At 73.7% G+C, this 24,089-nt stretch carries 20 protein-coding genes and 1 pseudogene; 13 read left to right on the top strand and 8 right to left on the bottom strand.

The window, feature by feature from the left end:
* Positions 1-87 precede the first annotated feature (87 nt).
* Together galK and QQK22_RS10490 are read right to left on the bottom strand one after the other, a co-directional pair.
* Positions 88-1,314: a galactokinase gene (gene galK, locus QQK22_RS10495; protein WP_284250882.1), complete on the bottom strand. Its 1,227-nt coding sequence runs from the start codon at positions 1,312-1,314 to the stop codon at positions 88-90.
* Positions 1,311-2,111 (bottom strand): DeoR/GlpR family DNA-binding transcription regulator, encoded by an 801-nt coding sequence (locus tag QQK22_RS10490; protein ID WP_284250881.1) that lies wholly within the window; start codon positions 2,109-2,111, stop codon positions 1,311-1,313. Before QQK22_RS10490 ends, galK begins: the two co-directional genes overlap by 4 nt.
* Before the next feature lie 147 nt (positions 2,112-2,258).
* Here QQK22_RS10490 and trpS point away from each other — a divergent pair, with 147 nt between their 5' ends.
* Genes trpS through QQK22_RS10475 form a run of 3 tightly spaced genes read left to right on the top strand, consistent with a single transcriptional unit; the run spans position 2,259 to position 5,192 of the window.
* Positions 2,259-3,320, top strand: a complete 1,062-nt coding sequence (gene trpS, locus QQK22_RS10485) for a tryptophan--tRNA ligase (RefSeq protein WP_284250880.1) — start codon at positions 2,259-2,261, stop codon at positions 3,318-3,320.
* Complete coding sequence (locus tag QQK22_RS10480) at positions 3,317-3,955, top strand: 2'-5' RNA ligase family protein (RefSeq protein WP_284250879.1); 639 nt, start codon at positions 3,317-3,319, stop codon at positions 3,953-3,955. The genes trpS and QQK22_RS10480 overlap by 4 nt, the downstream gene beginning before the upstream one ends.
* Positions 3,956-4,010: 55 nt before the next feature.
* Entirely contained in the window at positions 4,011-5,192 is a 1,182-nt protein-coding gene (locus QQK22_RS10475; protein WP_284250878.1) for a YihY/virulence factor BrkB family protein, read from the top strand.
* Between the two features lie 87 nt (positions 5,193-5,279).
* Here QQK22_RS10475 and QQK22_RS10470 read toward each other — a convergent pair whose 3' ends face one another.
* The 4 genes and pseudogenes from QQK22_RS10470 to sdhC all read right to left on the bottom strand — a co-directional run bounded on the left by QQK22_RS10470 (position 5,280) and on the right by sdhC (position 8,706).
* The gene (locus tag QQK22_RS10470; RefSeq protein WP_284250877.1) at positions 5,280-6,062 is read right to left on the bottom strand and encodes a succinate dehydrogenase iron-sulfur subunit; all 783 of its coding nucleotides are present in this window, start codon (positions 6,060-6,062) and stop codon (positions 5,280-5,282) included.
* Entirely contained in the window at positions 6,062-7,831 is a 1,770-nt protein-coding gene (gene sdhA, locus QQK22_RS10465) for a succinate dehydrogenase flavoprotein subunit (RefSeq protein ID WP_284250876.1), read from the bottom strand. The genes QQK22_RS10470 and sdhA overlap by 1 nt, the downstream gene beginning before the upstream one ends.
* A gap of 85 nt (positions 7,832-7,916) precedes the next feature.
* Positions 7,917-8,348, bottom strand: a pseudogene (gene sdhD, locus QQK22_RS10460) (succinate dehydrogenase, hydrophobic membrane anchor protein); the annotation flags it as partial.
* Between the two features lie 22 nt (positions 8,349-8,370).
* Positions 8,371-8,706 carry a succinate dehydrogenase, cytochrome b556 subunit gene (sdhC, locus tag QQK22_RS10455; RefSeq protein ID WP_284250874.1) on the bottom strand — a complete coding sequence of 112 codons (336 nt, stop codon included), beginning with the start codon at positions 8,704-8,706 and terminating at the stop codon, positions 8,371-8,373.
* Positions 8,707-8,964: 258 nt separating this feature from the next.
* Here sdhC and QQK22_RS10450 point away from each other — a divergent pair, with 258 nt between their 5' ends.
* The 10 genes from QQK22_RS10450 to QQK22_RS10405 all read left to right on the top strand — a co-directional run bounded on the left by QQK22_RS10450 (position 8,965) and on the right by QQK22_RS10405 (position 21,022).
* Positions 8,965-10,095: a mannose-1-phosphate guanylyltransferase gene (locus tag QQK22_RS10450; protein ID WP_284250873.1), complete on the top strand. Its 1,131-nt coding sequence runs from the start codon at positions 8,965-8,967 to the stop codon at positions 10,093-10,095.
* 74 nt (positions 10,096-10,169) lie between these two features.
* Positions 10,170-11,402, top strand: a complete 1,233-nt coding sequence (locus QQK22_RS10445; RefSeq protein ID WP_348525566.1) for an amidohydrolase — start codon at positions 10,170-10,172, stop codon at positions 11,400-11,402.
* A gap of 231 nt (positions 11,403-11,633) precedes the next feature.
* The gene (locus QQK22_RS10440; RefSeq protein WP_284250871.1) at positions 11,634-12,734 is read left to right on the top strand and encodes a BMP family lipoprotein; all 1,101 of its coding nucleotides are present in this window, start codon (positions 11,634-11,636) and stop codon (positions 12,732-12,734) included.
* A 138-nt stretch (positions 12,735-12,872) separates the two neighbouring features.
* Entirely contained in the window at positions 12,873-14,498 is a 1,626-nt protein-coding gene (locus QQK22_RS10435) for an ABC transporter ATP-binding protein (RefSeq protein WP_284252679.1), read from the top strand.
* On the top strand, positions 14,495-15,817 hold the full coding sequence (locus QQK22_RS10430) for an ABC transporter permease (protein WP_284250870.1): 1,323 nt from the start codon (positions 14,495-14,497) through the stop codon (positions 15,815-15,817). The genes QQK22_RS10435 and QQK22_RS10430 overlap by 4 nt, the downstream gene beginning before the upstream one ends.
* On the top strand, positions 15,814-17,097 hold the full coding sequence (locus QQK22_RS10425; protein ID WP_284250869.1) for an ABC transporter permease: 1,284 nt from the start codon (positions 15,814-15,816) through the stop codon (positions 17,095-17,097). The genes QQK22_RS10430 and QQK22_RS10425 overlap by 4 nt, the downstream gene beginning before the upstream one ends.
* Positions 17,094-17,564 carry a cytidine deaminase gene (locus tag QQK22_RS10420; RefSeq protein ID WP_284250868.1) on the top strand — a complete coding sequence of 157 codons (471 nt, stop codon included), beginning with the start codon at positions 17,094-17,096 and terminating at the stop codon, positions 17,562-17,564. Before QQK22_RS10425 ends, QQK22_RS10420 begins: the two co-directional genes overlap by 4 nt.
* 68 nt (positions 17,565-17,632) lie before the next feature.
* Positions 17,633-18,934, top strand: coding sequence for a thymidine phosphorylase (locus QQK22_RS10415; protein WP_284250865.1), 1,302 nt, complete (start codon positions 17,633-17,635; stop codon positions 18,932-18,934).
* A gap of 258 nt (positions 18,935-19,192) precedes the next feature.
* Positions 19,193-19,834 carry a hypothetical protein gene (locus tag QQK22_RS10410; protein WP_284250864.1) on the top strand — a complete coding sequence of 214 codons (642 nt, stop codon included), beginning with the start codon at positions 19,193-19,195 and terminating at the stop codon, positions 19,832-19,834.
* 57 nt (positions 19,835-19,891) lie between these two features.
* The gene (locus QQK22_RS10405) at positions 19,892-21,022 is read left to right on the top strand and encodes an adenosine deaminase (RefSeq protein WP_284250863.1); all 1,131 of its coding nucleotides are present in this window, start codon (positions 19,892-19,894) and stop codon (positions 21,020-21,022) included.
* 426 nt (positions 21,023-21,448) lie between these two features.
* Here QQK22_RS10405 and QQK22_RS10400 read toward each other — a convergent pair whose 3' ends face one another.
* Together QQK22_RS10400 and QQK22_RS10395 are read right to left on the bottom strand one after the other, a co-directional pair.
* Positions 21,449-23,191 carry a phospho-sugar mutase gene (locus QQK22_RS10400; RefSeq protein WP_284250862.1) on the bottom strand — a complete coding sequence of 581 codons (1,743 nt, stop codon included), beginning with the start codon at positions 23,189-23,191 and terminating at the stop codon, positions 21,449-21,451.
* On the bottom strand, positions 23,191-24,042 hold the full coding sequence (locus tag QQK22_RS10395; RefSeq protein ID WP_284250861.1) for a purine-nucleoside phosphorylase: 852 nt from the start codon (positions 24,040-24,042) through the stop codon (positions 23,191-23,193). Before QQK22_RS10395 ends, QQK22_RS10400 begins: the two co-directional genes overlap by 1 nt.
* Positions 24,043-24,089: the final 47 nt, after the last annotated feature.

Genomic DNA, 24,089 nt, shown 5'->3' with positions numbered 1-24,089 from the left:
CCTGGTAACCCCCGAGTGGCACTCACCCTAGCCACTCGGGGGTCGCCGCGGGCCCCGCCCCGCCGGATCGAGACCGGAGCGTGATGCTCAGGCGGCGGGGCCGGCCGCGCGCGAGGTGAGGAAAGCCGGTGCCGCGAAGCCACGCTCGGCGTAGGCCGCGACCACGGCGGCGGCGACGGCGTCGCTCGTCCCGCCCGGGACCAGCGCGATCGCCGACCCGCCGAACCCGCCGCCCGTCATCCGGGCGCCGAGGGCGCCGGCCTCGCGCGCGACGCCCACCGCGACGTCGAGCTCGGGCACCGTGACCTCGTAGTCGACGCGCAGCGACTCGTGCGAGGCGTCCATCAGCGTGCCGAACGCGCTCCAGTCGCCCGCGCGCATCGCCTCGTGCGCGAGCCGGGTGCGGTCGATCTCGGTGAGCACGTGTCGCACGCGGCGGCGCGCGACGTCGTCGTCCAGCCGGGCCTGCGCGTCGGCGACGGCGGAAGCCGCGTCGGGTGCGGCGTCCAGCCAGTGGCGCAGGGTCGGCACGCCCAGGGCGGCCGCCGCCGCGTCGCAGGTCGCGCGTCGCGAGGCGTACTGGCCGTCGTTGAGGCTGTGCGGCGCGCGCGTGTCGATCACCAACAGCTCGCACCCGGCGGGCACGAACGGCTCGTGACTGACCGACCCGTCGAGGCAGTCCAGGGCGAGCGCGTAGCCGTCGCGGGCGCGCAGCGAGGCCGCCTGGTCCATCCCGCCGGTCGCCGCGCCGGCGATCTCGTTCTCGGCCCTCACGCAGACGGCGGCCAGGGCGGAGCGGCCCGCGTCGTCGGCGCCGAGGCCGAGGTCGAGCAGCGCGTCCAGCCCGATCGCGAGCGACGCCTCGAGCGCCGCGGAGGAGGAGAGCCCGGCGCCGAACGGCACGCACGAGTCGACGGCGGCCTCGAACCCCGGCACGTCGTGGCCCGCCTGCCGCAGCGCCCACGCGACCCCGGCGAGGTAGGCGCCCCACCCGGTCACGGCGCCCGGCGCGACGGCCTCGAGGTCGGCCTCCCACACGCCGTCGCCCTGTGCCGAGACGAGGCGGACGCGCGAGTCCTCGCGCAGTCGCAGCGCGACGTGCGTGCGGTGCTCGAGCGCGATCGGCAGCGCGAGGCCGCCGTTGTAGTCGGTGTGCTCGCCGATGAGGTTGACGCGCCCCGGTGCGGAGAAGGTGCCGGCGGGCGCGCCGTCGAACGTCGCGCCGAACAGCGTGGTGACGAGCTCGCGGCCCTGCTCGAGCGTCCAGGCGGGCAGCCAGGACGGCGGGGTGGCTGCAGTCGGGGGCGTCGTCATCGGGGTCCTTCCGGGGTGGTGGCGAGGCGGACGTCGACGACGTCGCGCAGGTGCTCGAGGGCGTCGGCCGGCAGGCCGTCGTCGGTCACGAGGACGTCGACGGCGTCCCAGCCGGCGATGGTGCGCAGGGCGGTGGTGCCCCACTTGCTGGAGTCGGCCGCGACGACCACCCGGGAGCTCGCGCGCAGGAAGGCCGCCAGCGTGTCGGCCTCGGCGAGCGTGGGGGAGGTGAGCCCCGCCGCGGCGTCCATGCCGGAGACGCCGAGCACGAGGGTGTCGAGGTGGAACGTCGAGCACACCGACGCGGCCACCGGCCCCACCAGCGCGGCCGACGGCGTCGGCTCGCCGCCCGTCACCACGAGCGTCGGCGCGTGGGGCTGGGCGAAGAGGATGTCGGCGGCGGGCGGGGAGTTGGTCAGCACGCTGAGCGTCGCGACGTGGGGCAGGCGCGTCAGGGCGGTGGCGACGGCCGCCGTCGTGGTCCCGGCCGTGAGGCCCAGCGAGGTGCCCGCGGGGACGAGGTCGGCGACGGCGCGCGCGATCGCCGTCTTCTGCGCCCCCGCCCGCGTCGCCTTCTCGGTGAACGCGGGCTCCGTGGCGCTCCCGGTGCGGGCGACGGCGCCGCCGTGCACCCGGGAGAGGACGCCGAGCTCGGCGAGCGCCGCGATGTCACGGCGGATGGTCATCTCGGAGACGCCCAGGCGGGCGACGAGGTCCGCCATCCGCACCGCACCCGCGCGCGCGACGGCGTCGCGGATCACGGCGCGGCGCTGGTCGGCCAGGAGCGGGGTGTCCACCGCGCCAGTCTGCCACCGACGCGCGCGCATCCGCGCAGAACCGGACGCAGGCGCACGAGCCCGCTCAGATGCGGACATCGGGGTTCGGGTCCCCCCGCCGACCTCTCGGTTGGGGGCCCGGTCGGGGTCGGTGCCAAGATGGGGTGCATGACCGCACGCGTGAGCCGTCCCCGCGTCTTCTCGGCCATGCAGCCGACCGCCGACTCCCTCCACCTCGGGAACTACCTCGGTGCCCTGCGCCAGTGGGTCGCGCTGCAGGAGGACCACGACGCCATCTACTCCGTGGTCGACCTCCACGCGCTGACCGTGTCGCCGGACCCCGCCGTGCTCCGACACCGGAGCCGCCTCACCGCCGCGCAGTACCTCGCCGCCGGGGTCGATCCCGCGCGCTCGCTGCTGTTCCTGCAGTCGCACGTGGCCCAGCACACCCAGCTCGCCTGGATCCTGTCCTGCCTGACCGGGTTCGGCGAGGCCTCGCGCATGACGCAGTTCAAGGACAAGGCCGCCCGCCAGGGGAGCGAGGGCGCCTCGGTGGGGCTGTTCACCTACCCGATCCTCATGGCCGCCGACATCCTGCTGTACGACACGGCGCTCGTCCCGGTGGGGGAGGACCAGCGCCAGCACCTCGAGCTCGCGCGCGACCTCGCCCAGCGCCTCAACACGCGGGTGGGGCGCGAGGTCGTCACCGTCCCCGAGGCCTCGATCGTCCGCGCCACAGCCAAGATCTACGACCTCGCCGAGCCGACGGCCAAGATGAGCAAGTCCGGTCACGCGAGCGGCCTGATCGAGCTGCTCGACGACCCGAAGGTCATCGCCAAGCGCATCCGGTCCGCCGTGACCGACGCCGACACCGTCATCCGGTTCGACCGCGAGGCGAAGCCGGGGGTCTCCAACCTCCTCACGATCCACTCCGCGCTGTCGGGCACCTCCGTGGCCGACCTCGAGGCGGAGTTCGCCGGGAAGATGTACGGCCACCTCAAGGTCGCCGTCGCCGACGTCGTCGTCGAGACCCTCGCTCCGCTGCGGGAGCGCGTCACCGAGCTGATGGCGGCGCCGGACGAGCTCGACGCGATCCTGGCCGACGGCGCCGACCGGGCCCGCACCATCGCGGCCGGGACGCTCGCGCGCGTGTACGACGCCGTGGGGCTCGTGCCTCCGGCAGCGACAACACCGGCGACGCCGGCGACGGCGGCCGCCGCGGCGCTGTGACCGCGCCGACACCGGGCGGACCGGGCTCGTCGCACGCCCCGGCCGCACCGGCGACGCCCGAGCAGACGCTCTCGTTCCGCTCGCCGTTCGCCGACGGTACGAGCGTCGGCGTGGCGATCGAGATCCCCTCGCCCCACCGCGAGTGGCTGCGCGACCTGCGCGAGCGCGTGGCCGACGCGGCCGGTGCCACCGAGGGCGAGATCATCCCGCCCCACATCACCCTGGTGCCGCCCGTGGTGCTGCCCACCTGGGACCTCAGCGCTGTCGAGGCGCAGCTGCACACGGCCGCCCGCGCCGTCGGACCCTTCACGGTGGAGCTCGCGGGCTCCGGCACCTTCCGGCCGACCACCCAGGTCGTCTTCGCCGCGCTCGCCCGGGGCTCGGAGCAGTGCGACACCCTGCAGCGGGCCGCGCGCCGGGGACCCCTGGGCGTCGAGCTGCGGTTCGACTACCACCCGCACGTCACGGTGGCGCACGACGTCGACCCTGAGGCGCTCGACGAGGCCGAACGCGAGCTCAGCCGCTTCCACGCCGTGTTCGAGGCCGCCTCGTTCGTGCTCTACGAGCGCGGTCCCGACGGCGTGTGGCACACCATCCGCACCTTCGACCTGGTCGGGGCCGCCTCCCGCGGGTGAGGATGGTCGGCAGGGCAGCGCGCACCGGTGCGCCGCGGGCAACGGGAGGAACGACGTGGCAGGGACGCTCGCCAGGGTGATGGAGGTCGTCGCGCGGCTGCAGGCCACGCGACTCGGCCGCATGAACGCGCGCTACGGCGCCGCGCGCGGGGCGCAGCTCGCGGGCGGCATCGCCTACGCGGCGTTGTTCTCCGTCTTCGCGGCGCTCACCATCGCCTTCACCATCGGCCTGCGGATCATCGGGAACAACGACGAGCTGCGCGACGCCGTCATCGAGGCGGTCGACGACGCGCTGCCCGGCATCGTGAAGACCGGTGACGCCCCGGACGCCCCGGGGCTGGTGAGCCCCGACTCGCTCGTGATCACCACGGGTGTGTCGATCACCAGCATCGTCGCGGCGGTGACGCTCCTGCTGTCGGCGCTCGCGGTGATGGGCGCGCTGTCGGGCTCGATCCGCGCCATGTTCGGCCTGGCAGCGCCGGCCGGCAACGCCGTCGTCGTGAAGCTGCGCGACCTCGCGGGCTTCGTGCTGCTCGCCATCTCCGTGGTGCTCACCGCGGCTCTCGGGATCGCCTCCGGCGCCGCCGGCAGCGCCCTCACCGACCTCCTCGGTCTGGACTCGACCGTCGGCGCTCTCCTCGTGCGCGCGCTCGGCCTCCTGTGCGCCTTCGGCGTCGACCTCGTCGTCTTCGTCGCCCTCCTGCGGGTCGTGGGCGGTGCGCGACCCCCGCGCCGCGACCTGTGGCGCGGTGCCGCCGTCGGTGCGCTCGGCGCCGGCGTCATCCGCGTGCTCGGCACGTCGCTCGTGAGCGTGGCGGGTGACAACCCGATCCTCGGGGCTGCCGTCGCCGTCGTGACGCTGCTGCTCTGGGTGAACCTGGTGGCGCGCCTCACGCTCTACGTGGCGGCCTGGACGGCCAACCCGCCCTCGCCGTCGGCCGACGCCCCTGCGCCCGCGGCGCTGCACGCGACCGAGAAGCCCAACTTCGTGACGCTGTCGGTGCCCCGCACCCTCGACTGGGACTTCGATCCGCGCACCGGCGTGGTGCTGGCGTCCGAGGCCGGCCGCGCGGAGCGGGAGGCGGCCGCGGAGCAGCGGCGCGTCCACACCGAGGAGCTCGCCGCGGCCCTGGACGCGAGCCGCGCCGAGGGCTCGTGGCTCGAGCGACGTCTCGCCGACCGGCGCGCGCGCCGCGCGGCCCGCGACGTGCGCCGCGCGGCGTCCGAGCACGACTGACGCCGGGAGCTGCACCCGGGACGACGACGCCGCCCGCCTCGAGGAGGCGGGCGGCGTCGTCGTCGCGGTGTTGCGGGGTGAGCCGTGTCAGAAGGTGCGCGTCACGATCGCGCGCTTGACCTCGGCGATCGCCTTGGTGACCTCGATGCCGCGGGGGCAGGCCTCGGAGCAGTTGAAGGTCGTGCGGCAGCGCCACACGCCCTCCTTGTCGTTGAGGATCTGCAGGCGCTGCGTACCGCCCTCGTCGCGGCTGTCGAAGATGAAGCGGTGCGCGTTGACGATCGCGGCGGGGCCGAAGTACTGCCCGTCGGTCCAGAACACGGGGCACGACGTGGTGCACGCGGCGCACAGGATGCACTTGGTCGTGTCGTCGAACCGCGCGCGCTGCTCGGCCGACTGCAGCCGCTCGGCGCTCGGCTGGTTGCCGCTGGTGATGAGGAAGGGCATGACCTCGCGGTAGGAGGCGAAGAACGGCTCCATGTCGACGATCAGGTCCTTCTTCACCGGCAGGCCCTTGATGGGCTCGACCGTGATCGGCTTGGACGTGTCCAGGTCCTTGAGCAGCGTCTTGCACGCCAGCCGGTTCTTGCCGTTGATGCGCATCGCGTCGCTGCCGCAGATGCCGTGGGCGCACGAGCGGCGGAAGGCCAGCGAACCGTCGTGGTCCCACTTGATCTTGTGCAGCGCGTCCAGCACCCGGTCGGTGCCGTGCATCGTGAGGGTGAAGTCCTCCCACCGGGCCTGGGGCGACTCCACGTCCGGATCGAAGCGCTCCAGGCGCATCGTGACCTCGAACGAGGGGATCTCACCCATGCCGGAGGCGGACTCGTCCGTCCCTGCGTTCGTCTCGGCGTCAGCCAGAGCGGTCATCAGTACTTCCTCTCCATCGGCTGGTAGCGCGTGACGACCACGGGCTTGTAGTCGAGCCGCACGGTGGACTCGGCCACGCCCTCGCCGGCCGGCGTGGGGTAGGCCATCGTGTGGAGCATGAACTCGGCGTCGTCGCGGTCGGGGAAGTCCTCGCGGAAGTGACCGCCGCGCGACTCCTTGCGCGCCAGCGCGCCGACGACCACGACCTCGGCCAGGTCGATGAGGAACCCGAGCTCGATCGCCTCGACGAGCTCCGTGTTGTAGGACGTGCCGCGGTCGGAGACGCCCACCGCGGCGTAGCGCTCGCGCAGCGCGTTGATGTCCACGAGGGCCTGCTTGAGGGAGTCCTCGGTGCGGAAGACCTGAGCATTGAGGTCCATCGAGTCCTGCAGGTCCTTGCGGATCGCCGCCACGCTCTCGGTGCCGGCGCCGGCGCGGATCCGCACGAGCTCGGCCTCGATGTCCGCGTGCGGCGCCTCCGGCAGCTCCACGAGCTCGGCCGTGGCCGCGTACTCGGCGGCCGCGACACCCGCGCGCTTGCCGAAGACGTTGATGTCGAGCAGCGAGTTCGTGCCGAGGCGGTTGGACCCGTGCACCGAGACGCACGCGACCTCGCCCGCGGCGAACAGGCCGGGCACGACGTCGTCGTTGTTGCGCAGCACCTGGGTGCTGATGTTGGTCGGGATGCCGCCCATCGCGTAGTGCGCCGTCGGGTAGACGGGCACCGGCTCGGTGTAGGGCTCGACGCCGAGGTAGGTGCGGGCGAACTCCGTGATGTCGGGCAGCTTCGCGTCGATGTGCGCCGGCTCGAGGTGCGTCAGGTCGAGCAGGACGTAGTCCTTGTTCGGGCCGGCGCCGCGGCCCTCGCGGACCTCGTTGGCCATCGAGCGGGCGACGATGTCGCGCGGCGCGAGGTCCTTGATCGTGGGGGCGTAGCGCTCCATGAAGCGCTCGCCGGAGGCGTTGCGCAGGATGCCGCCCTCACCGCGGGCGGCCTCGGACAGGAGGATGCCGAGGCCGGCGAGGCCCGTCGGGTGGAACTGGAAGAACTCCATGTCCTCCAGCGGGATGCCCCGGCGGTACGCGACGGCCATGCCGTCGCCCGTGAGGGTGTGCGCGTTCGAGGTGGTCTTGTAGACCTTCCCGGCACCACCGGTGGCGAACACGATCGACTTCGCGCGGATCACGTGGATCTCGCCCGTGGCCAGCTCGTAGGCCACCACGCCCGCCGCCCGGACGTCGGGGTCCGTGGCCGGGTCACCCGTGAGGATCACGTCGAAGACGTAGAACTCGTTGAAGAACTCCACGTCCTGCTTCACGCACTGCTGGTACAGGGTCTGCAGGATCATGTGGCCGGTGCGGTCGGCCGCGTAGCACGAGCGGCGCACGGGCGCCTCGCCGTGGTTGCGCGTGTGACCGCCGAAGCGGCGCTGGTCGATCTTGCCCTCGGGCGTGCGGTTGAACGGCAGACCCATCCGCTCGAGGTCGAGGACGGCGTCGATCGCCTCCTTCGCCATCACCTCGGCGGCGTCCTGGTCGACCAGGTAGTCCCCACCCTTGACGGTGTCGAACGTGTGCCACTCCCAGTTGTCCTCCTCCACGTTCGCCAGCGCGGCGCACATGCCGCCCTGCGCCGCACCGGTGTGGGAGCGGGTGGGGTAGAGCTTGGAGACGACGGCGGTGCGGGCCCGACCGGAGGCCTCCAGGGCGGCGCGCATCCCGGCGCCGCCGGCGCCGACGATCACGACGTCGTAGGTGTGCGTCTGCACGTGTACTTCCTTCTGCGGGTGGGAGGGAGCGGGCGTGACGGCGCCCGTGCGGTGGTGGGCGAGAGCGCCGGGGTCGGGGTCGGCGTCAGGCGGAGCAGATCGAGGGCAGCAGGTCCGCGGGGGATCCGGCCGGGCACGGCTCGAAGGTGAAGATGACGAGGGTGCCCATGACCACGGTGACGACGAAGGCGATGTAGAGCAGCGCCTTCAGCACGATGCGCGTGGCGTCGCGCTCGGCGTAGTCGTTGATGATCGTGCGCACGCCGTTCGTGCCGTGGATCATGGCGAGCCACAGCATCAGCAGGTCCCAGATCTGCCAGAACGGCGTGGACCACTTCCCGGCGACGAAGGCGAAGTCGATGGCCGCGACCCCCTCGCCGACCATGAGGTTGACGAAGAGGTGGCCGAAGATCAGGACCACGAGGATCACGCCGGACACGCGCATGAACAGCCACGCGTAGAGCTCGGTGTTGATCCCACCGCGCAGGGCGTCGGAGCGCTTCGCGCGGGGGAGGCGACGTCGGAGATCGTGCCGGTCATCAGTGGGCCCCGAAGACGTTGGAGAGGTGGCGGGGGAGGAAGCCGGCGAGCGCCGCGACCGTCAGGCCGATGACGATCCACAGCATCACGCGCTGGTAGCGCGGACCCCGGGCGGTGAAGTCGACCAGGATGATGCGGATGCCGTTCAGCGCGTGGAACAGGACGGCGGCCACGAGGCCGACCTCGCCGAGCCCCATGATCGGGGTCTTGTAGGTGCCGATGACCTCGTTGTAGACCTCGGGCGACACGCGCACCAGCGCCGTGTCGAGCACGTGGACCAGGAGGAAGAGGAACAGCAGCATGCCGGTCACGCGGTGCAGGACCCAGGACCACATGCCCTCGGTGCCGCGGTAGAGGGTGCCGAGACCCTTTTCCGGCCGCGCCCGCTGCTGCGGGGTGGCGGCGGCGAGGCCTGGGTCGGCGGGACGGTGGGGGCGCTGGCCACGGTGCTTGGCCTCCTGACGAGTGGCGGGTCTGCGAGACCTACTGTAATGACAGTTCGCCACCTCGCGCGCCGCCGGTGCGCTCCCCGGTCGGCGGGACGCGCGGCCGGGGTGCCGCGCCCGCCCGCCGGGGGGCCCTAGGGTCGGGCCATGACGCCCATCGAGGACCTGTACGCGATCGTCCCGGCCGGTGGCGCCGGCACCCGGTTGTGGCCGTTGTCACGTCGGTCCCGTCCCAAGTTCCTCCTCGACCTCCTCGGGAGCGGCCGCACGCTGCTGCAGGGCACCCTCGACCGTCTCCTCCCGCTCACGGGCGCGGAGCGCGTCGTCGTGGTCACGGGTGCCGTCCACGCCGGGGCCGTCGTCGACCAGCTGCCCGAGCTCGGCGCGGACCAGGTCCTCGCCGAACCGTCGCCGCGCGACTCGATGGCCGCCATCGGCCTGGCCGCCGCCATCCTGCGCGAGCGTCACGGCGACGTGCTCGTCGCCTCCTTCGCCGCCGACCACGTCGTGCCCGAGGTCGAGGGGTTCCACGCGGCGGTGCGGCACGCGGCCGTGGCGGCGCGCGCGGGGTACGTCGCGACGATCGGGATCACGCCGACCGCGCCGTCGACCGCGTTCGGGTACGTGCACGCCGGTGCGCCGCTCGCCCCCGAGGAGGGCGGACCGGTCGCGCGCGTGGTCGCGCAGTTCGTGGAGAAGCCCGACGCCGAGACCGCCGCGGAGTACCTGGCGCGCGGGGACGTCGCGTGGAACGCCGGCATGTTCGTGGCGCGCACCGACGTGCTGCTCGGGCACCTCGAGCGGCTGCAGCCGCCGCTCGCCGCGGGACTGGCGGAGATCGCGCGGGCGTGGGAGACGCCGTCGCGGCAGGAGGTGCTGGAGCGCGTGTGGCCGACCCTGACCCGCATCGCGATCGACCACGCCATCGCCGAGCCCGTGGCGGCGACCGGCGGGGTCGCCGTCGTGCCCGGGTCCTTCACGTGGGACGACGTCGGCGACTGGGCATCGCTCGCCGAGCTGCTGCCCGCCGGCGACGACGGGACGCGGCTCGCGCTCGGCGCGGGGACAGAGGCGCCCGCCGTCGTGACCGTCGACTCGCCCGGGGCGCTGGTGAGCACGGCCGGCGGGGTCGGCGTCGCCGTCGCCGTCGTCGGGGTGCCCGACGCCGTCGTGGTGCTCACCCCCGACGCGCTCCTGGTGACGGACGCCGCGCACGCCCAGCAGGTGAAGGCCGCGGTCGACGTGCTGAAGGCGCGGGGTCGTGACGACCTGACGTAGCGGGGCGGACCGGGCGACCGCGGCGACCGGCGGTTTCGGGGGCCGGAGCGCCCGCGACGGTAGGGTCGGGTGCCGTGCCCACCCCCGCCCGCGCCGTCCTCGACCGTCTCGACACCGTCCTGGCCGAGCACGGCGAACGCCTGCGCGACCTCCGCCGCGAGATCCACCGCCACCCCGAGATCGCCTGGACCGAGCACCGCACGAGCGCGCTCGTGCGCACCGAGCTGGAGCGGGCGGGGCTGACCCCGCGCCGCGTGGGCGCGACCGGTGTGGTGTGCGACATCCCCGCCTCGTCCGCCGGGCACGACCCCGCGCGGCGCCTGATCGGCCTGCGCGCCGACCTCGACGCGCTCCCGATCCCCGAGGAGACCGGCCTGCCGTGGGCCTCGCAGGTCCCGGGCCTGTCCCACGCGTGCGGGCACGACGTGCACACGGCGAGCGTGCTGGGAGCCGGCCTGGCGCTGGCGGACCTCGCGGCCCGCGGCGAGCTGCCGGTCGGCGTGCGGCTCGTGTTCCAGCCCGCCGAGGAGGTCCAGCCCGGCGGCGCCGACGCGTTCCTGGAGCAGGGCGTGCTCGAGGGTGTGGAGCAGATGTACGCGCTGCACTGCGACCCCAAGATCGAGGTCGGGACGATCGGTTCGCGCATCGGGTCCATCACGTCGGCCTCCGACCCGATTCGCGTCACCCTGCGCTCGCACGGCGGGCACACCTCCCGCCCGCACATGACCGGCGACGTCGTGTACGCGCTCGGTCAGGTGATCGCGCAGGCCTCCGGCGTGCTCGGGCGGCGCATGGACCCGCGCGCCGGCGTCAACCTCACCTGGGGCTCCGTGCAGGCGGGCAGCGCCTCCAACGCGATCCCGACCTCCGGCACGCTGCTGGGCACGCTGCGGGTGCTCGACGTCGCGGCGTGGGAGCGCGCCGGTGACGTGCTCGACCGTGCGATCGAGCAGATCGTGGCGCCCTACGGCGTCGAGGTCGAGGTCGACCACGTGCGCGGTGTGCCGCCGACGGTCAACGAGGAGGGCTGCGTCGCGCACATCGAGGAGGCGGCGCGCGACGTCGTGGGGGAGGACGGCGTGCACCTCACCGAGCAGTCGCTCGGCGGCGAGGACTTCGGCTGGTACCTGCGCCGCGTGCCCGGGGCCATGGTCCGCCTGGGCGTGCGTTCCCCGGGTGCGCCGATGACCGACCTGCACCGCGCCGACCTCGTCGTCGACGAGCGTGCGGTGGGGATCGGCGCGGGCGTGCTCGCCCGGACCGCGCTCGTCGCGGGGCTGGCGCCGGCCCCGACCGTCCGGCCGTAGGCCCACCCGGGAGCACCCCTCGGCGGCCGCCCGAGGTGCCCCGAGGCACAAGGAAACGGTTCGGTCACGATTGCCGGAGATCGTCTCGATCCGTGACACCCCGGACACATTCGGCACCTATCGTGTGCGCAGGTCGCCCACGGGGCGCCACACCTGCGGACGGGCAGACCGCGGTGACCCAGGATCACGTCGCACGCGGAGCGCGACGACCAAGACACTCGAGGAGTGGATGTGAAGAAGTCGATCATCGCGGTGGCCGGAGCCGCTGCCGTGGCGCTCACGCTGGCCGCCTGCGGGACCCCGACCGACGAGCCGACGTCGGGCGAGTCCGGCAGCGCGTCGGAGGGCACCTCGGAGACGTCCGAGCCCGCCGAGAACGCGGACTTCAAGGCCTGCATGGTCTCCGACCAGGGTGGTTACGACGACCAGTCGTTCAACCAGTCCGGCAAGGAGGGCATGGACATGGCCGCCGACGAGCTCGGCATCGAGACCACCGAGATCGAGTCCACCTCGGACGCCGACTACGGGCCGAACATCGACAGCCTCATCACCGACGGCTGCAGCTACATCATCGGCGTCGGCTTCCTGCTCGAGCCGGCCATCTCCTCGGCCGCCGAGGCCAACCCCGACATCATGTTCGGCCTGATCGACGCCGCTCCCGCCGAGGAGATGGACAACGTCAAGCCGCTGCTGTTCAACACGGCCGAGGCCGCGTTCCTGGCCGGCTACGTCGCCGCGGGCACGAGCGAGTCCGGCACCGTCGGCACCTTCGGCGGCCTGCCGATCCCGTCCGTGCAGATCTTCATGGACGGCTTCGCCGACGGCGTCGAGAAGTACAACGAGGACATGGGCGCCTCGGTGCGTCTCCTCGGCTGGGACAAGGAGGCCCAGACGGGTTCCTTCACCGGTGACTTCGAGAACCAGGCCAACGGCACCACGACGGCGCAGGGCTTCCTCGACCAGGGCGCCGACGTCGTCATGCCCGTCGCCGGCCCGGTCGGCCTCGGTGCCGCCACCGCGGTGCAGGGTGGCGGCGGCACGCTGGTGTGGGTGGACTCCGACGGGTTCAACTCGACCGACTTCGGCGACATCATCGTCACCTCGGTGATGAAGGAGATCGGCCAGGCCGTGTTCGACTCCGTCTCCGAGGCCGCTGCCGGCGACTTCAGCGCCGAGCCGTACGTCGGCACGCTGGAGAACGGTGGCGTCGGTATCGCGCCGTACCACGACTTCGACGCCACGGTCCCGCAGGAGCTGAAGGACATGGTGGAGGACTACACCGCGCAGATCGTCGCCGGTGACCTGGTGATCGAGAGCGTCAACGCCCCGTGATCCTGTGAGCAGGTGCGGCGGGGCGGGCCGGTCGGCCCGCCCCGCCGCGCTTTGCCATCGGTGCCGTGTGGCACCATCGACCACGCCCACCGCGACCGTCCCGCGGTGAGCGTCCAGCGACGTCAGGAAGGCCCGTCGATGCGGCTCGAGCTGCGAGGCATCACGAAGCGATTCGGCTCGTTCACGGCGAACGACCGCATCGACATGGTCGTCGAGCCGGGGGAGATCCACGCGATCCTCGGTGAGAACGGCGCAGGCAAGAGCACGCTGATGAACACGCTCTACGGCCTGTACACGCCCGAGGAGGGCGAGATCGTCGTCGACGGCGAACCCACCGTGTTCGAGGGTCCCGGCGACGCCATGCGCGCGGGCATCGGCATGGTCCACCAGCACTTCATGCTCGTGCCCGTCTTCACGGTGGCCGAGAACGTCGTCCTCGGTCAGGAGCCGGTCGGCAAGGGCCTGATCGACCTGAAGCGGGCCAGGGAGATCGTCCGCGAGACCTCGCGGATGCTCGGCTTCGAGATCGACCCGGACGCGCTCGTGGAGGACCTCCCGGTCGGCGTCCAGCAGCGCGTCGAGATCGTCAAGGCGCTCTCGCGCAACGCCCAGCTCCTCATCCTCGACGAGCCCACCGCCGTGCTCACGCCGCAGGAGACCGACGAGCTGATCGAGATCATGGGCCGCCTGCGCGACGCGGGCACCTCGATCCTGTTCATCACGCACAAGCTGCGCGAGATCCGCGCCGTCGCCGACACCATCACGATCATCCGACTCGGCAAGGTCGTCGGCACCGCCTCGCCGCAGGCCACCGAGACCGAGCTCGCCTCGCTCATGGTCGGGCGCAGCGTGAGCCTCGGCGTCGCCCGGTCCGAGGCGACGCCCGGTGAGGCCGTGCTCGAGGTCGCGGGGCTGACGGTGCGCGACTCCCACGGCGTGCCCGTGGTCGACGACGTCACGCTCACCGTCGCCTCGGGCGAGATCCTCGCCGTCGCCGGGGTGCAGGGCAACGGCCAGACGGAGCTCGCCGAGGCGATCCTCGGGCTGCAGAAGCCCGCGGCCGGCTCGATCCTGCTGCACGGCACGCCGCTGGAGGGCAAGGGGGTGCGCGAGCGGCTCGACGCCGGGCTCGCCTACGTCCCCGAGGACCGCTCGACCGACGGCGTGGTCGGCGAGTTCAGCATCGTGGAGAACCTCGTGCTCGACCGCACGGGGGCCGCGCCCGTCTCGCGCGGCGGCGCGCTCGACATGCGCTACCTGCGCCGCAACGCCACCGAGCGGGTGGCGGAGTTCGACGTCCGCACGACGTCGGTGGACCGCGCCGTCGGCACGCTGTCGGGCGGCAACCAGCAGAAGGTCGTGCTCGCGCGCGAGCTCTCGCGCCCCCTGTCGCTCCTGGTCGCGTCGCAGCCGACGCGCGGCGTCGACGTCGGCTCGATCGAGTTCCTGCACGACCGCATCGTCTCCGAGCGGGACAAGGGCGCCGCCGTCGTCATCGTGTCGACCGAGCTCGACGAGGTGCTCGCGCTCGGCGACCGCATCGCCGTCATGTGCGGCGGTCAGCTCGTCGGCATCGTGCCCGGCGGTGAGAGCCGCGACGTGCTGGGGCTGATGATGACCGGAATCGGACCGGAGGAGGCGCGGGAGCGCGCGGCCGAGCACCACACCGTGCTGGGCGAGGCCGACCTCGAGGCCGAGGCAGCGGTGGTCGACGACGGCGTGACCGACGCACCAGCGTCCGACGCGAGGCAGGAGAAGCGATGAGCACGCCGAAGGAACCACTCGGCCCGACCCCGGCGCAGGACCCGCTCGAGCCGGTCGAGCCCGCCTCGGCCGCCGACGCGGAGGTGACCGCAGACGCCGGGCGTCCCACGCCGCCCGAGAGCTTCGGTCGCCGCTACGTGCGCGAGGTCATGGCGACCTCGTGGGTGCTGACGTTGCTCGCGATCGTGCTGGCCGTCCTGCTCGGCGGTGTCCTCATCGTCGTCACCGACCCCGCTGTCCAGGAGGCCGCCGGCTACTTCTTCGCGCGGCCGAGCAGCACCTTCGCCGCCGCGTGGGAGGCCGCCTCGCAGGCCTACCTCGCGCTCTTCCAGGGCGCGGTCTACGACGCCCAGGCCGCGAACTTCACGCGCGCGATCCGCCCGATCACCGAGACCCTGACGATCGCGACGCCGCTGATCCTCGCCGGGCTCTCGGTCGGGCTCGCCTTCCGCGCCGGGCTGTTCAACATCGGTGGTCAGGGCCAGGTCATCCTCGGGGCCGTGCTGGCCGCCTGGATCGGGTTCGGGCTCGACCTGCCGCCCGTCATCCACCTGCTGCTGGCGCTGGTCGGCGGCGCCGTCGGCGGGGCGTTCTGGGCCGCGATCGCCGGTGTGCTCAAGGCCCGCACCGGCGCGCACGAGGTGATCGTCACGATCATGCTCAACAACGTCGCCGCCTACCTCGTGCTCTGGGTCGTCACGACGCAGCTCTTCGCGAGCCGCACCCCCGGCGTCTCCAAGCCGGTGGGCGACAACTCGCGCCTGCCCGGGCTGCTGCCCGACCCGTTCCGCCTCCACCTCGGCTTCGTGCTGGCCCTCGTGCTCGCGCTCGGCGTGTGGTGGCTGATGGAGCGCTCGACGCTCGGCTTCAAGCTCCGCGCGGTGGGATCCAACGCGCGGGCCGCCCGGACGGCCGGCATCTCCGTCGGCGCGATGACCGTGCTGGCCATGGCGATCGCGGGTGGCCTCGCCGGCCTCGCCGGTGCGAGCCAGGTGCTCGGCACGGAGGGCTTCCTGACGGCGTCCGTGGCCGGGTCGATCGGCTTCGACGCGATCACCGTGGCGCTGCTGGGACGCAGCAAGCCGCTCGGCACGGTGCTGGCCGGCATCCTGTTCGGCGCCCTCGCCGCCGGCGGCCGCCTCATGCAGACCCGCACCGGGACCCCGCTCGACCTCGTCCTGGTGCTCCAGTCCTTCATCGTGCTGTTCATCGCGGCCCCGCCGCTGGTCCGCACCATCTGGCGCCTGCCGAAACCGGGTGAGCGCACCCGTCGGCCGCGGCGCCGCGACCGAGTCGTCACGGCAGGAGCGCAGGCATGAGCAGCGTCGTCATCGAGAGCGCGACCCCCGCCACCGCGGCGCCCGGCATCGCCCCCAAGGAGGTGCGGCGCACCGCCTGGGTGCTGGTGGCCGTCGCGGCCCTCGCCGTCCTCCTGGCCGTGCTGACGCCGTCGGGCGACAGCCAGATCCGCATCTCCACCTCGGCCGACGCGCTGCAGATCCCCGTGATGACCATCCCGGGGCGGGTCGGCGCGGTCGTCCTGACGATCCTGGTCGCGGCGCTCGCGGGCTACGGGTTCTCGCTGGCGCAGCGCTCGCGCGCGATCCCGACCTGGGTGGTCACGACCGCCGGGGCGCTCGCCTTCGTCGTCCTCCTGCTGATGCTGAGCGCGGGCAAGGACCAGGTCGTGCCCGTCGCCGGTCTGCTGGCCGGTGCGCTGTTCCTCGCGACCCCGCTCGTGTTCGGTGCGCTCTCGGGCGTCCTGTGCGAGCGGGTCGGCATCGTGAACATCGCCATCGAGGGGCAGCTGCTGGCGGGGGCGTTCGCGGCCGCCGTCGTCGCGTCGATGGCCGGGAGCTCGTACGCGGGCCTGATCGCGGCACCGATCGCCGGCGTCGGTGTGGGGGCGCTGCTGGCGTTCTTCTCGATCCGCTACCAGGTCAACCAGATCATCGTCGGTGTCGTGCTGAACGTGCTGGTCGTCGGTCTGACGAGCTTCCTGTTCTCCACGGTGCTCGCGGACAACCCGAACCTCAACGGGCGCCTCGGCCTGCCGGTGCTGCCGATCCCGCTGCTGTCGGAGATCCCCGTGCTGGGACCGGTGCTGTTCCGGCAGAACGTGCTCGTCTACCTGATGTACGCGATCGTGATCGTGCTCCAGGTGATGATCTTCCGCAGCCGCTGGGGCCTGCGGCTGCGCGCCGTGGGGGAGCACCCGAAGGCGGCCGACACCGTCGGCATCGACGTCAACCGCACCCGCTGGCGCAACACCCTGCTCGGTGGCGCCGTCGCCGGCCTCGGTGGTGCGTTCTTCACGGTGGCCTCCGGCCTCGCGTTCGGCAAGGACATGACGGCGGGCAACGGCTTCATCGCGCTGGCCGCCATGATCCTCGGACGCTGGAGCCCGAAGGGCGCCGTCGTCGCCGCGCTGCTGTTCGGCCTCTCGAAGCAGCTCGGCCTCTTCATCCAGCAGCTCCAGGTGCCCATCCCGCCGCAGTTCCTGCTGATGCTGCCCTACGTCGTCACGATCCTCGCCGTCGCCGGTTTCGCCGGCCGGGTGCGCGCACCCGCGGCCGAGGGCGTGCCCTACGTGAAGTGAGCGCGCCCGTGGATCAGCCGACGGAGCACGAGGTCGACTGGGAGGCGCTGCGCGCAGCCGCGCGCGAGGTCATGGGGCGCGCCTACGTCCCCTACTCGCGCTACCCCGTGGGCGCCGCCGCGCTGGTCGAGGACGGCCGCGTCGTCGTCGGCTGCAACGTGGAGAACGCCGCGTACGGCGTGACGCTCTGCGCGGAGTGCTCGCTCGTGTCCGCGCTGGTGGTGGGCGGCGGCGGTCGCCTCGTGGCCTTCACGTGCGTCGACTCGCGCGGGGAGACGCTCGCGCCGTGCGGGCGGTGCCGCCAGCTCCTGTGGGAGCACGGCGGACCGGACCTGCTGGTGGACACCGCGTGGGCCGGCGTCGTGCCGATGTCGCAGGTGCTGCCCGGGGCGTTCGGCCCCGACGACCTCGCAGTGGGGCAGCGACCGGCGGCGGGCGCGTCCGGCCAGTCCGGCCAGTCCTCCTGACGCGACGCGCCCGGCGTCCCCGTCCCACACCGACCCGACCCTTCCCGACTCCGACGGAGGAGCACCCCGTGACCGAGAACTTCGACGCCGTCGACGTCATCCGCACCAAGCGCGACGGCGGCACGCTGTCCGCGGGCCAGATCGACTGGGTGATCGACGCCTACGTGCGCGGCGTCGTCGCCGAGGAGCAGATGTCCGCCCTCGCGATGGCGATCCTGCTGCGCGGCATGGACCGCGCCGAGATCTCCCGCTGGACCGCGGCGATGATCGCGAGCGGCGAGCGGATGGACTTCTCGTCGCTGCGTCACCCGACGGTGGACAAGCACTCCACGGGCGGCGTCGGGGACAAGATCACGCTGCCGCTCGCGCCGCTGGTCGCGGTGTTCGACGTCGCCGTCCCGCAGCTGTCGGGGCGCGGTCTCGGCCACACCGGAGGCACGCTGGACAAGCTCGAGGCGATCCCCGGCTGGCAGGCGGCCATGACCAACGAGGCGATGATGGCGCAGCTCGACGACGTCGGCGCCGTCATCTGCCAGGCCGGGTCGGGCCTGGCGCCGGCCGACCGTCGGTTGTACGCGCTGCGCGACGTCACGGGCACGGTCGAGGCCATCCCGCTCATCGCCTCCTCGATCATGAGCAAGAAGATCGCCGAGGGCACCGCCGCGCTCGTGCTCGACGTGAAGGTCGGCTCCGGCGCTTTCATGAAGGACGCGGCGCAGGCGCGCGAGCTCGCGCGCACCATGGTCGCGCTCGGGCACGACGCCGGGGTGGACACGCGCGCCCTGCTGACCGACATGTCGACGCCGCTGGGCCTGACGGCGGGCAACGCGATCGAGGTCGCCGAGAGCGTCGAGGTGCTGGCGGGCGGCGGGCCGGCCGACGTCGTCGACCTCACGATCGCCCTCGCGCGGGAGATGCTCGACGCCGCGGGACGGCCCGACGCCGACCCCGCGGCCGCGCTGGCGGACGGCCGGGCGATGGACGTCTGGAAGCGCATGATCCGCGCGCAGGGCGGCGATCCCGACGCCGCGATGCCGGTGGCGAAGGAGTCCGAGCAGGTGCTCGCGCCGGCCGACGGCGTGCTCGTCGGACTGGACGCGCTCGCCGTCGGCGTCGCCGCCTGGCGTCTCGGCGCCGGCCGCGCGCGGCGCGAGGACGTCGTGCAGGCGGGCGCCGGCGTCGTGATGCACGCGAAGCCGGGTGCGGTCGTGCGAGCGGGCGAGCCGCTGATGACGCTCCTGACCGACACGCCCGAGCGGTTCGTGCGAGCCCGCGAGGCGCTGGCCGACGCCGTCGTGATCGCGCCGGAGGGGTCGCGGCCCGCCTCGGCCGACGGCGTGGTGCTGGAGCGCATCACCGCCCACGACTGACGGGGCGGGTTGTGCCCGCGGCCCGACGTAGCGTGGGGGCGTGAGCCGGCACGAGTGGACCCTGACCGCCGCGCGGCCGGTGCTGGCCGCGGCCGGGCTGGGGGAGCGAGACGCGCCCGACCCCGACGCGGTCACCCGTCCGCCGCACGACGTCGGGCGGCTGGCCAGGAGGTCGACCTCACGCCGGCGCAGAAGCGCCTCGCCCACGCACCGCTGCGGGGTGGGCGCACGGGCCTGGTGCGGTGGTCGGGGGCGGTCGTGGCCCAGACCACGCCGTCGACCTGCGGTGCGACGGCGCTGCTCCTGCTGGCCGCTGCGGGTGACCCGGCGCTGGCCGCGTGGCTGACGACGGGGGTGCGCGTCGGACCCACGCCGCCTCCGGAGCTCACCCGTGCCTCCCGCGACGAGCTCGCGACGCCCGACGTCGCCGGCCGTCTCGCCGTGGCGCAGCGACTCGTCTCGGTGCGGGCACGGGCGCGGGCGCTCGGGCCGCTGCGCTGGCCGGGCGCTGTCGGCACCCCGCCCTGGACCGCCGTCCGCGAGGCCCGGTTCCGCGGCGTGACCTGGACGCACACGGCGGTGCACGACGCCGAGGTGGCACGCACGCGAGCCGTGCTCGAGACGGTGTGGCGCGCGACCTCGCTCGGGATCCCCGTGCCGCTGTACACGGGCGGGAACGTCGCCCAGGGGGTCACGACCGCGATTCCGCGCCACGTCGTGCTCGCGGTGCCGGGCGCACGACCCGTGGCCGGTGAGCTGCGGCTGTACGAACCGTCGCGGGGCCGGGTGCACGCCGTCGCGATCGAGGCGCTGCTCGCACGACGGCGGCCGCACGCGGCGCTGGGTGGCTGGAGCCACGTGGTGTGGGCGGTGCTGCCGCGGTCGGCCTACGGCGGGTGAGGCCTGCGGACCGCGGAGGGTTCGGCCGGTGACGTGCCCGGCGATACCGTTGCTCCCATGACCACCGACGAGCACCTCGACGCCCCGCCCGCCCTGACCGAGGCGATGATCGCCGGTCTCCCGAAGGTGCTCCTGCACGACCACCTCGACGGTGGCCTGCGCCCCACCACGCTCATCGAGCTCGCCGCCGATGTCGGTCACGAGCTGCCGGCGACCGAGCCGGACGCGCTGGCGGAGTGGTTCGTCACGGCGGCCGACTCGGGGTCGCTCGTGCGCTACCTCGAGACGTTCGACCACACGATCGCCGTGATGCAGACGGTGGAGGGGCTGCGCCGCGTGGCTCGCGACGCCGCGGTCGACCTCGCCGCCGACGGCGTCGTGTATGCGGAGCAGCGCTACGCGCCCGAGCAGCACCTGCAGCGGGGGCTCACGCTCCAGGAGGTCGTCGACGCCGTCCAGCAGGGGTTCGACGACGGCGTCGCCGAGGCCGCCGAGGCCGGGCACACGATCACGATCGGCACGCTCATCACGGCGATGCGGCACGCCGACCGCGGCGTCGAGATCGCGGAGCTGGCCCTGGCGAACCGCGACCGCGGTGTGGTCGGCTTCGACATCGCCGGCGCGGAGCTCGGCTTCCCGGCCTCGAACCAGGCCGCCGCGTTCGCGGAGCTGCGCCGGGAGAACTTCCCCTTCACCATCCACGCCGGTGAGGCCGACGGCGCCTCCTCGGTCCACGACGCGGTGCAGCAGGGCACCCTGCGGCTCGGCCACGGCGTCCGCCTGGTCGAGGACGTGGTCCGTGGCGAGGGTGCCGACGTCGACGCGGCGGACCGCGCGCAGCTCGGTCGCCTCGCGCAGTGGGTGCTGGACCGCCAGATCCCGCTCGAGGTCGCGCCGTCCTCGAACCTGCAGACCGGGATCGCCGGGACGATCTCCCAGCACCCGATCACGTTCTTGCGCGACCTCGGCTTCGCCGTCACGATCAACACCGACAACCGTCTCATGTCGGCCACGTCGATGAGCAGGGAGTTCACGCTCCTGGCCGCCGAGGCCGACTGGAACCTCGACGACCTGGAGCAGGCCACGCTCCTGGCGGCCTTCGCGGGTTTCGCGCACCGCGACGTGCTCGAGCGCATCGTCGCCGAGCAGATCCTGCCCGGGTACGAGGCGGCGCGCGCGCAGGGCTGAGGCGGGCCGGCGGGGCGGCGACGCCTCGCTGAGGACGGCAACCCCCTCGCTGAGGACGGCAACCCCCTTGCTGACGACGGCAACCCGCTTGCCAACGACGGCGTTCCGTCAGCCTGACGGCCCCCTCGCTCGGAGCGGCTGCGTCTCGCTGAGAGCGGCTGGTGGCAGTGCGGTCACCGGCTTCACGCCTCTGACCTGCGGCGATGTCGTAAGCTGTCGGCGCACGTCGCCACCAGCCGCTGAGAGCGAGACTCAGCCGCTGTGAGCGAGGGACGCCGGGGCGGAGGAGGTGTGCCGTCGTGGGCGAGGGGGTTGCCGTCGTCAGCGAGGGCCATGGGGGCTGCATCGCCGCCGAAGCCCATCGACGCGAACGGCGGCGCTCCCTCAGGAGCGCCGCCGCCGTCGTCCACCGCCCGGACGGCGTCGCTACATCCCGGTCGCGCTCCGCACGTCGGCCACGATCGCCGCGAGCCGCTCCTGCGCCGTCGCCCGCGCCGCCGGAAGAGCCTCGGCGTCGGCCACGGCCACCTGCACCTCGAGGTAGGCCTTGAGCTTCGGCTCCGTCCCGCTCGGCCGGACGATCACGCGCGAGCCGTCGGCCGTCTCCAGCAGGAGCCCGTCGGTTCCCGGCACGGTGTAGGCGCCGCCGTTGAGGCCGTCGGGGTCCGGCACCTCGAGCCCACCCGTGAGGTCGACGACGCGCGTCACCTCGCTGCCGCCCAGCGCGGCCGGGGGAGCGGTGCGCAGGCGCGCCATCGCCTCGCCGATGAGCGCGAGGTCGGTCACGCGCACCGTCACCGGCGCCGTCGCGACCAGGCCGTCGCGCAGCGCGAGCGCGTCCAGCTCACCCTGGAGGTCACTTCCCCGCTCCCGCGCGGCGGCGAGCAGGTTCACGACGGCGAGCGCGGCCGAGATCCCGTCCTTGTCCCGCACCGCGGCCGGCAGCACGCAGTACCCGAGCGCCTCCTCGTACCCGAACGCGAGGTCGGGCACGCGGGAGATCCACTTGAAGCCCGTGAGCGTCGCGCGGTGGCGCAGACCGTGGGCGCGCGCGATCGAGGCGAGCTGGCGCGAGGACACGATCGAGCTCGCGAGCACGGCGCCCGGTTGCGTCACGCCGCTCGCCACGTGCTCGCCCAGCAGCGCCCCGGTCTCGTCGCCGCTGAGGCGCCGCCACCCGCCGTCGTGCCCGGGTGCGGGGATCGCGACCGCGCACCGGTCGGCGTCGGGGTCGACGGCGATGATCACGTTTGCCTCGAGGCCGCCCGCCAGCTGCACCGCCAGGTCCATCGCCCCCGGCTCCTCCGGGTTCGGGAACGCGACGGTCGGGAACGCGGGGTCGGGCTCGGCCTGCTCCGGCACGGTGTGCAGGTCGGTGACGCCGGCGGCCACGAGCGCGCTGGTGAGGGTCGCGCCGCCGACACCGTGCATCGCCGTCGTCACCACGCGCAGCGACCCGACCCCCGGGTGCGCGGGCTGCTCGGCGAGGGCCGCGAGGTAGGCGGTGTGCACGTCGTCGTCCAGCACGCGCCAGCCGCCGGGCGCGCGCGCGATGTCCGCCACCTGCTTCACGGCGGCGATCTCGGCGGCGATGGCGGCGTCGTAGGGCGGCACGATCTGGGCGCCCTGGCCGGAGTCGGTCACGACCCGGCCGCCGAGGTAGACCTTGTAGCCGTTGTCGGCCGCCGGGTTGTGCGAGGCGGTGACCATGACGCCGGCGTCGGCGTCCAGGTGGCGCACCGCGAAGGCGAGCACCGGCGTCGGCCACTCCTGCGGCATGAGGAGCGCCTCGCCCCCGGCGGCGGTGACGACGGCGGCCGTGTCGTGCGCGAAGACGCTGCTGTAGTGGCGCGCGTCGTAGCCGATGACGACGCGGGGGCGCTCCGCCCCCTGCTCGGCGAGAGTCCGCGTCAGGTAGGCCGTGAGTCCGGCCGCCGCGCGCAGCACGACGGCGCGGTTCATCCGGTTGCTCCCGCCGCCGATGACGCCGCGCAGACCGGCCGTACCGAACTGCAGCGTGCCGGCGAACCGGTCGCCGAGCTCGGCGGCGGCGGCGTCGTCGCCCTGCTCCGCGGCGGCGCACAGCGCGGTGACCTCGGCCGCGGTGGCCTCGTCCGGGTCGTCCAGCACCCACGCGCGCGCCCGGGCGAGAACGGCCTGGGCGACCATCACAGCTTCCCGACGATCGCGGCCAGCAGCGCGCTGATGCGGGGCCCGGCGGCGCGACCGGCCTCGATGACCTCCTCGTGCGAGAGCGGATCCGGCGAGATGCCGGCGGCGGCGTTCGTCACGAGCGAGAGGCCGAGGATCTCCAGACCGGCCTGGCGCGCCGCGATCGCCTCGAGCGACGTGCTCATCCCGACCAGGTGCCCGCCGAGCACCCCGGCCATCCGGACCTCGGCCGGCGTCTCGTAGTGCGGCCCGCGGAACTGGACGTACACGCCCTCGGCGAGGGAGTCGTCGACCGTGCGGGCGAGGTCGCGCAGCCGGGAGGAGTACAGGTCGGTCAGGTCGACGAACGTCGCACCCTCGAGCGGCGAGGCGGCGGTGAGGTTGATGTGGTCGCTGATGAGCACGGGGGTCCCGGGCGCCCACTCGGGCACGAGACCGCCGCACCCGTTGGTCAGGACGACCGTGCGCGCACCCGCGGCCGCCGCGGTGCGCACCCCGTGCGCGACCCGGCGGACGCCCTTGTTCTCGTAGTAATGCGTGCGCGAGCCGAGGACGAGCGCGTGGCGGGGCTCGCCGTCGCCCTCCTCGCGGTCCGCGAGCCGGATCGAGCGGATGGTCGCGCCGTGGCCGGCGACGGCGGGCGCGCTGAAGCCGGTGATCTCGTGGGCGGGGACCTCGGCGACGGTCTCGCCGAGCAGGTCGGCCGCGCCGCCCCAGCCCGATCCGAGCACGAGGGCGACGTCGTGGCGCGCGACGCCGGTGGCCCGCGCCAGCTGCGCTGCGGCCTCCTGCGCGACGGCGAAGGGGTCGGTGGCGGGGTCGTCGATGTCGAGGATCGGTGCAGTCACTGGTGCACGGTAACCGTCGCGGGGCGGCGAGGCGACACAATGGAGGT

The sequence above is a fragment of the Litorihabitans aurantiacus genome, assembly GCF_030161595.1.
Taxonomy (GTDB): Bacteria; Actinomycetota; Actinomycetes; order Actinomycetales; family Beutenbergiaceae; genus Litorihabitans; species Litorihabitans aurantiacus.
Note: the sequence above shows the minus strand (reverse complement) of the source record. Positions and strands in the feature narration are given on the sequence as shown.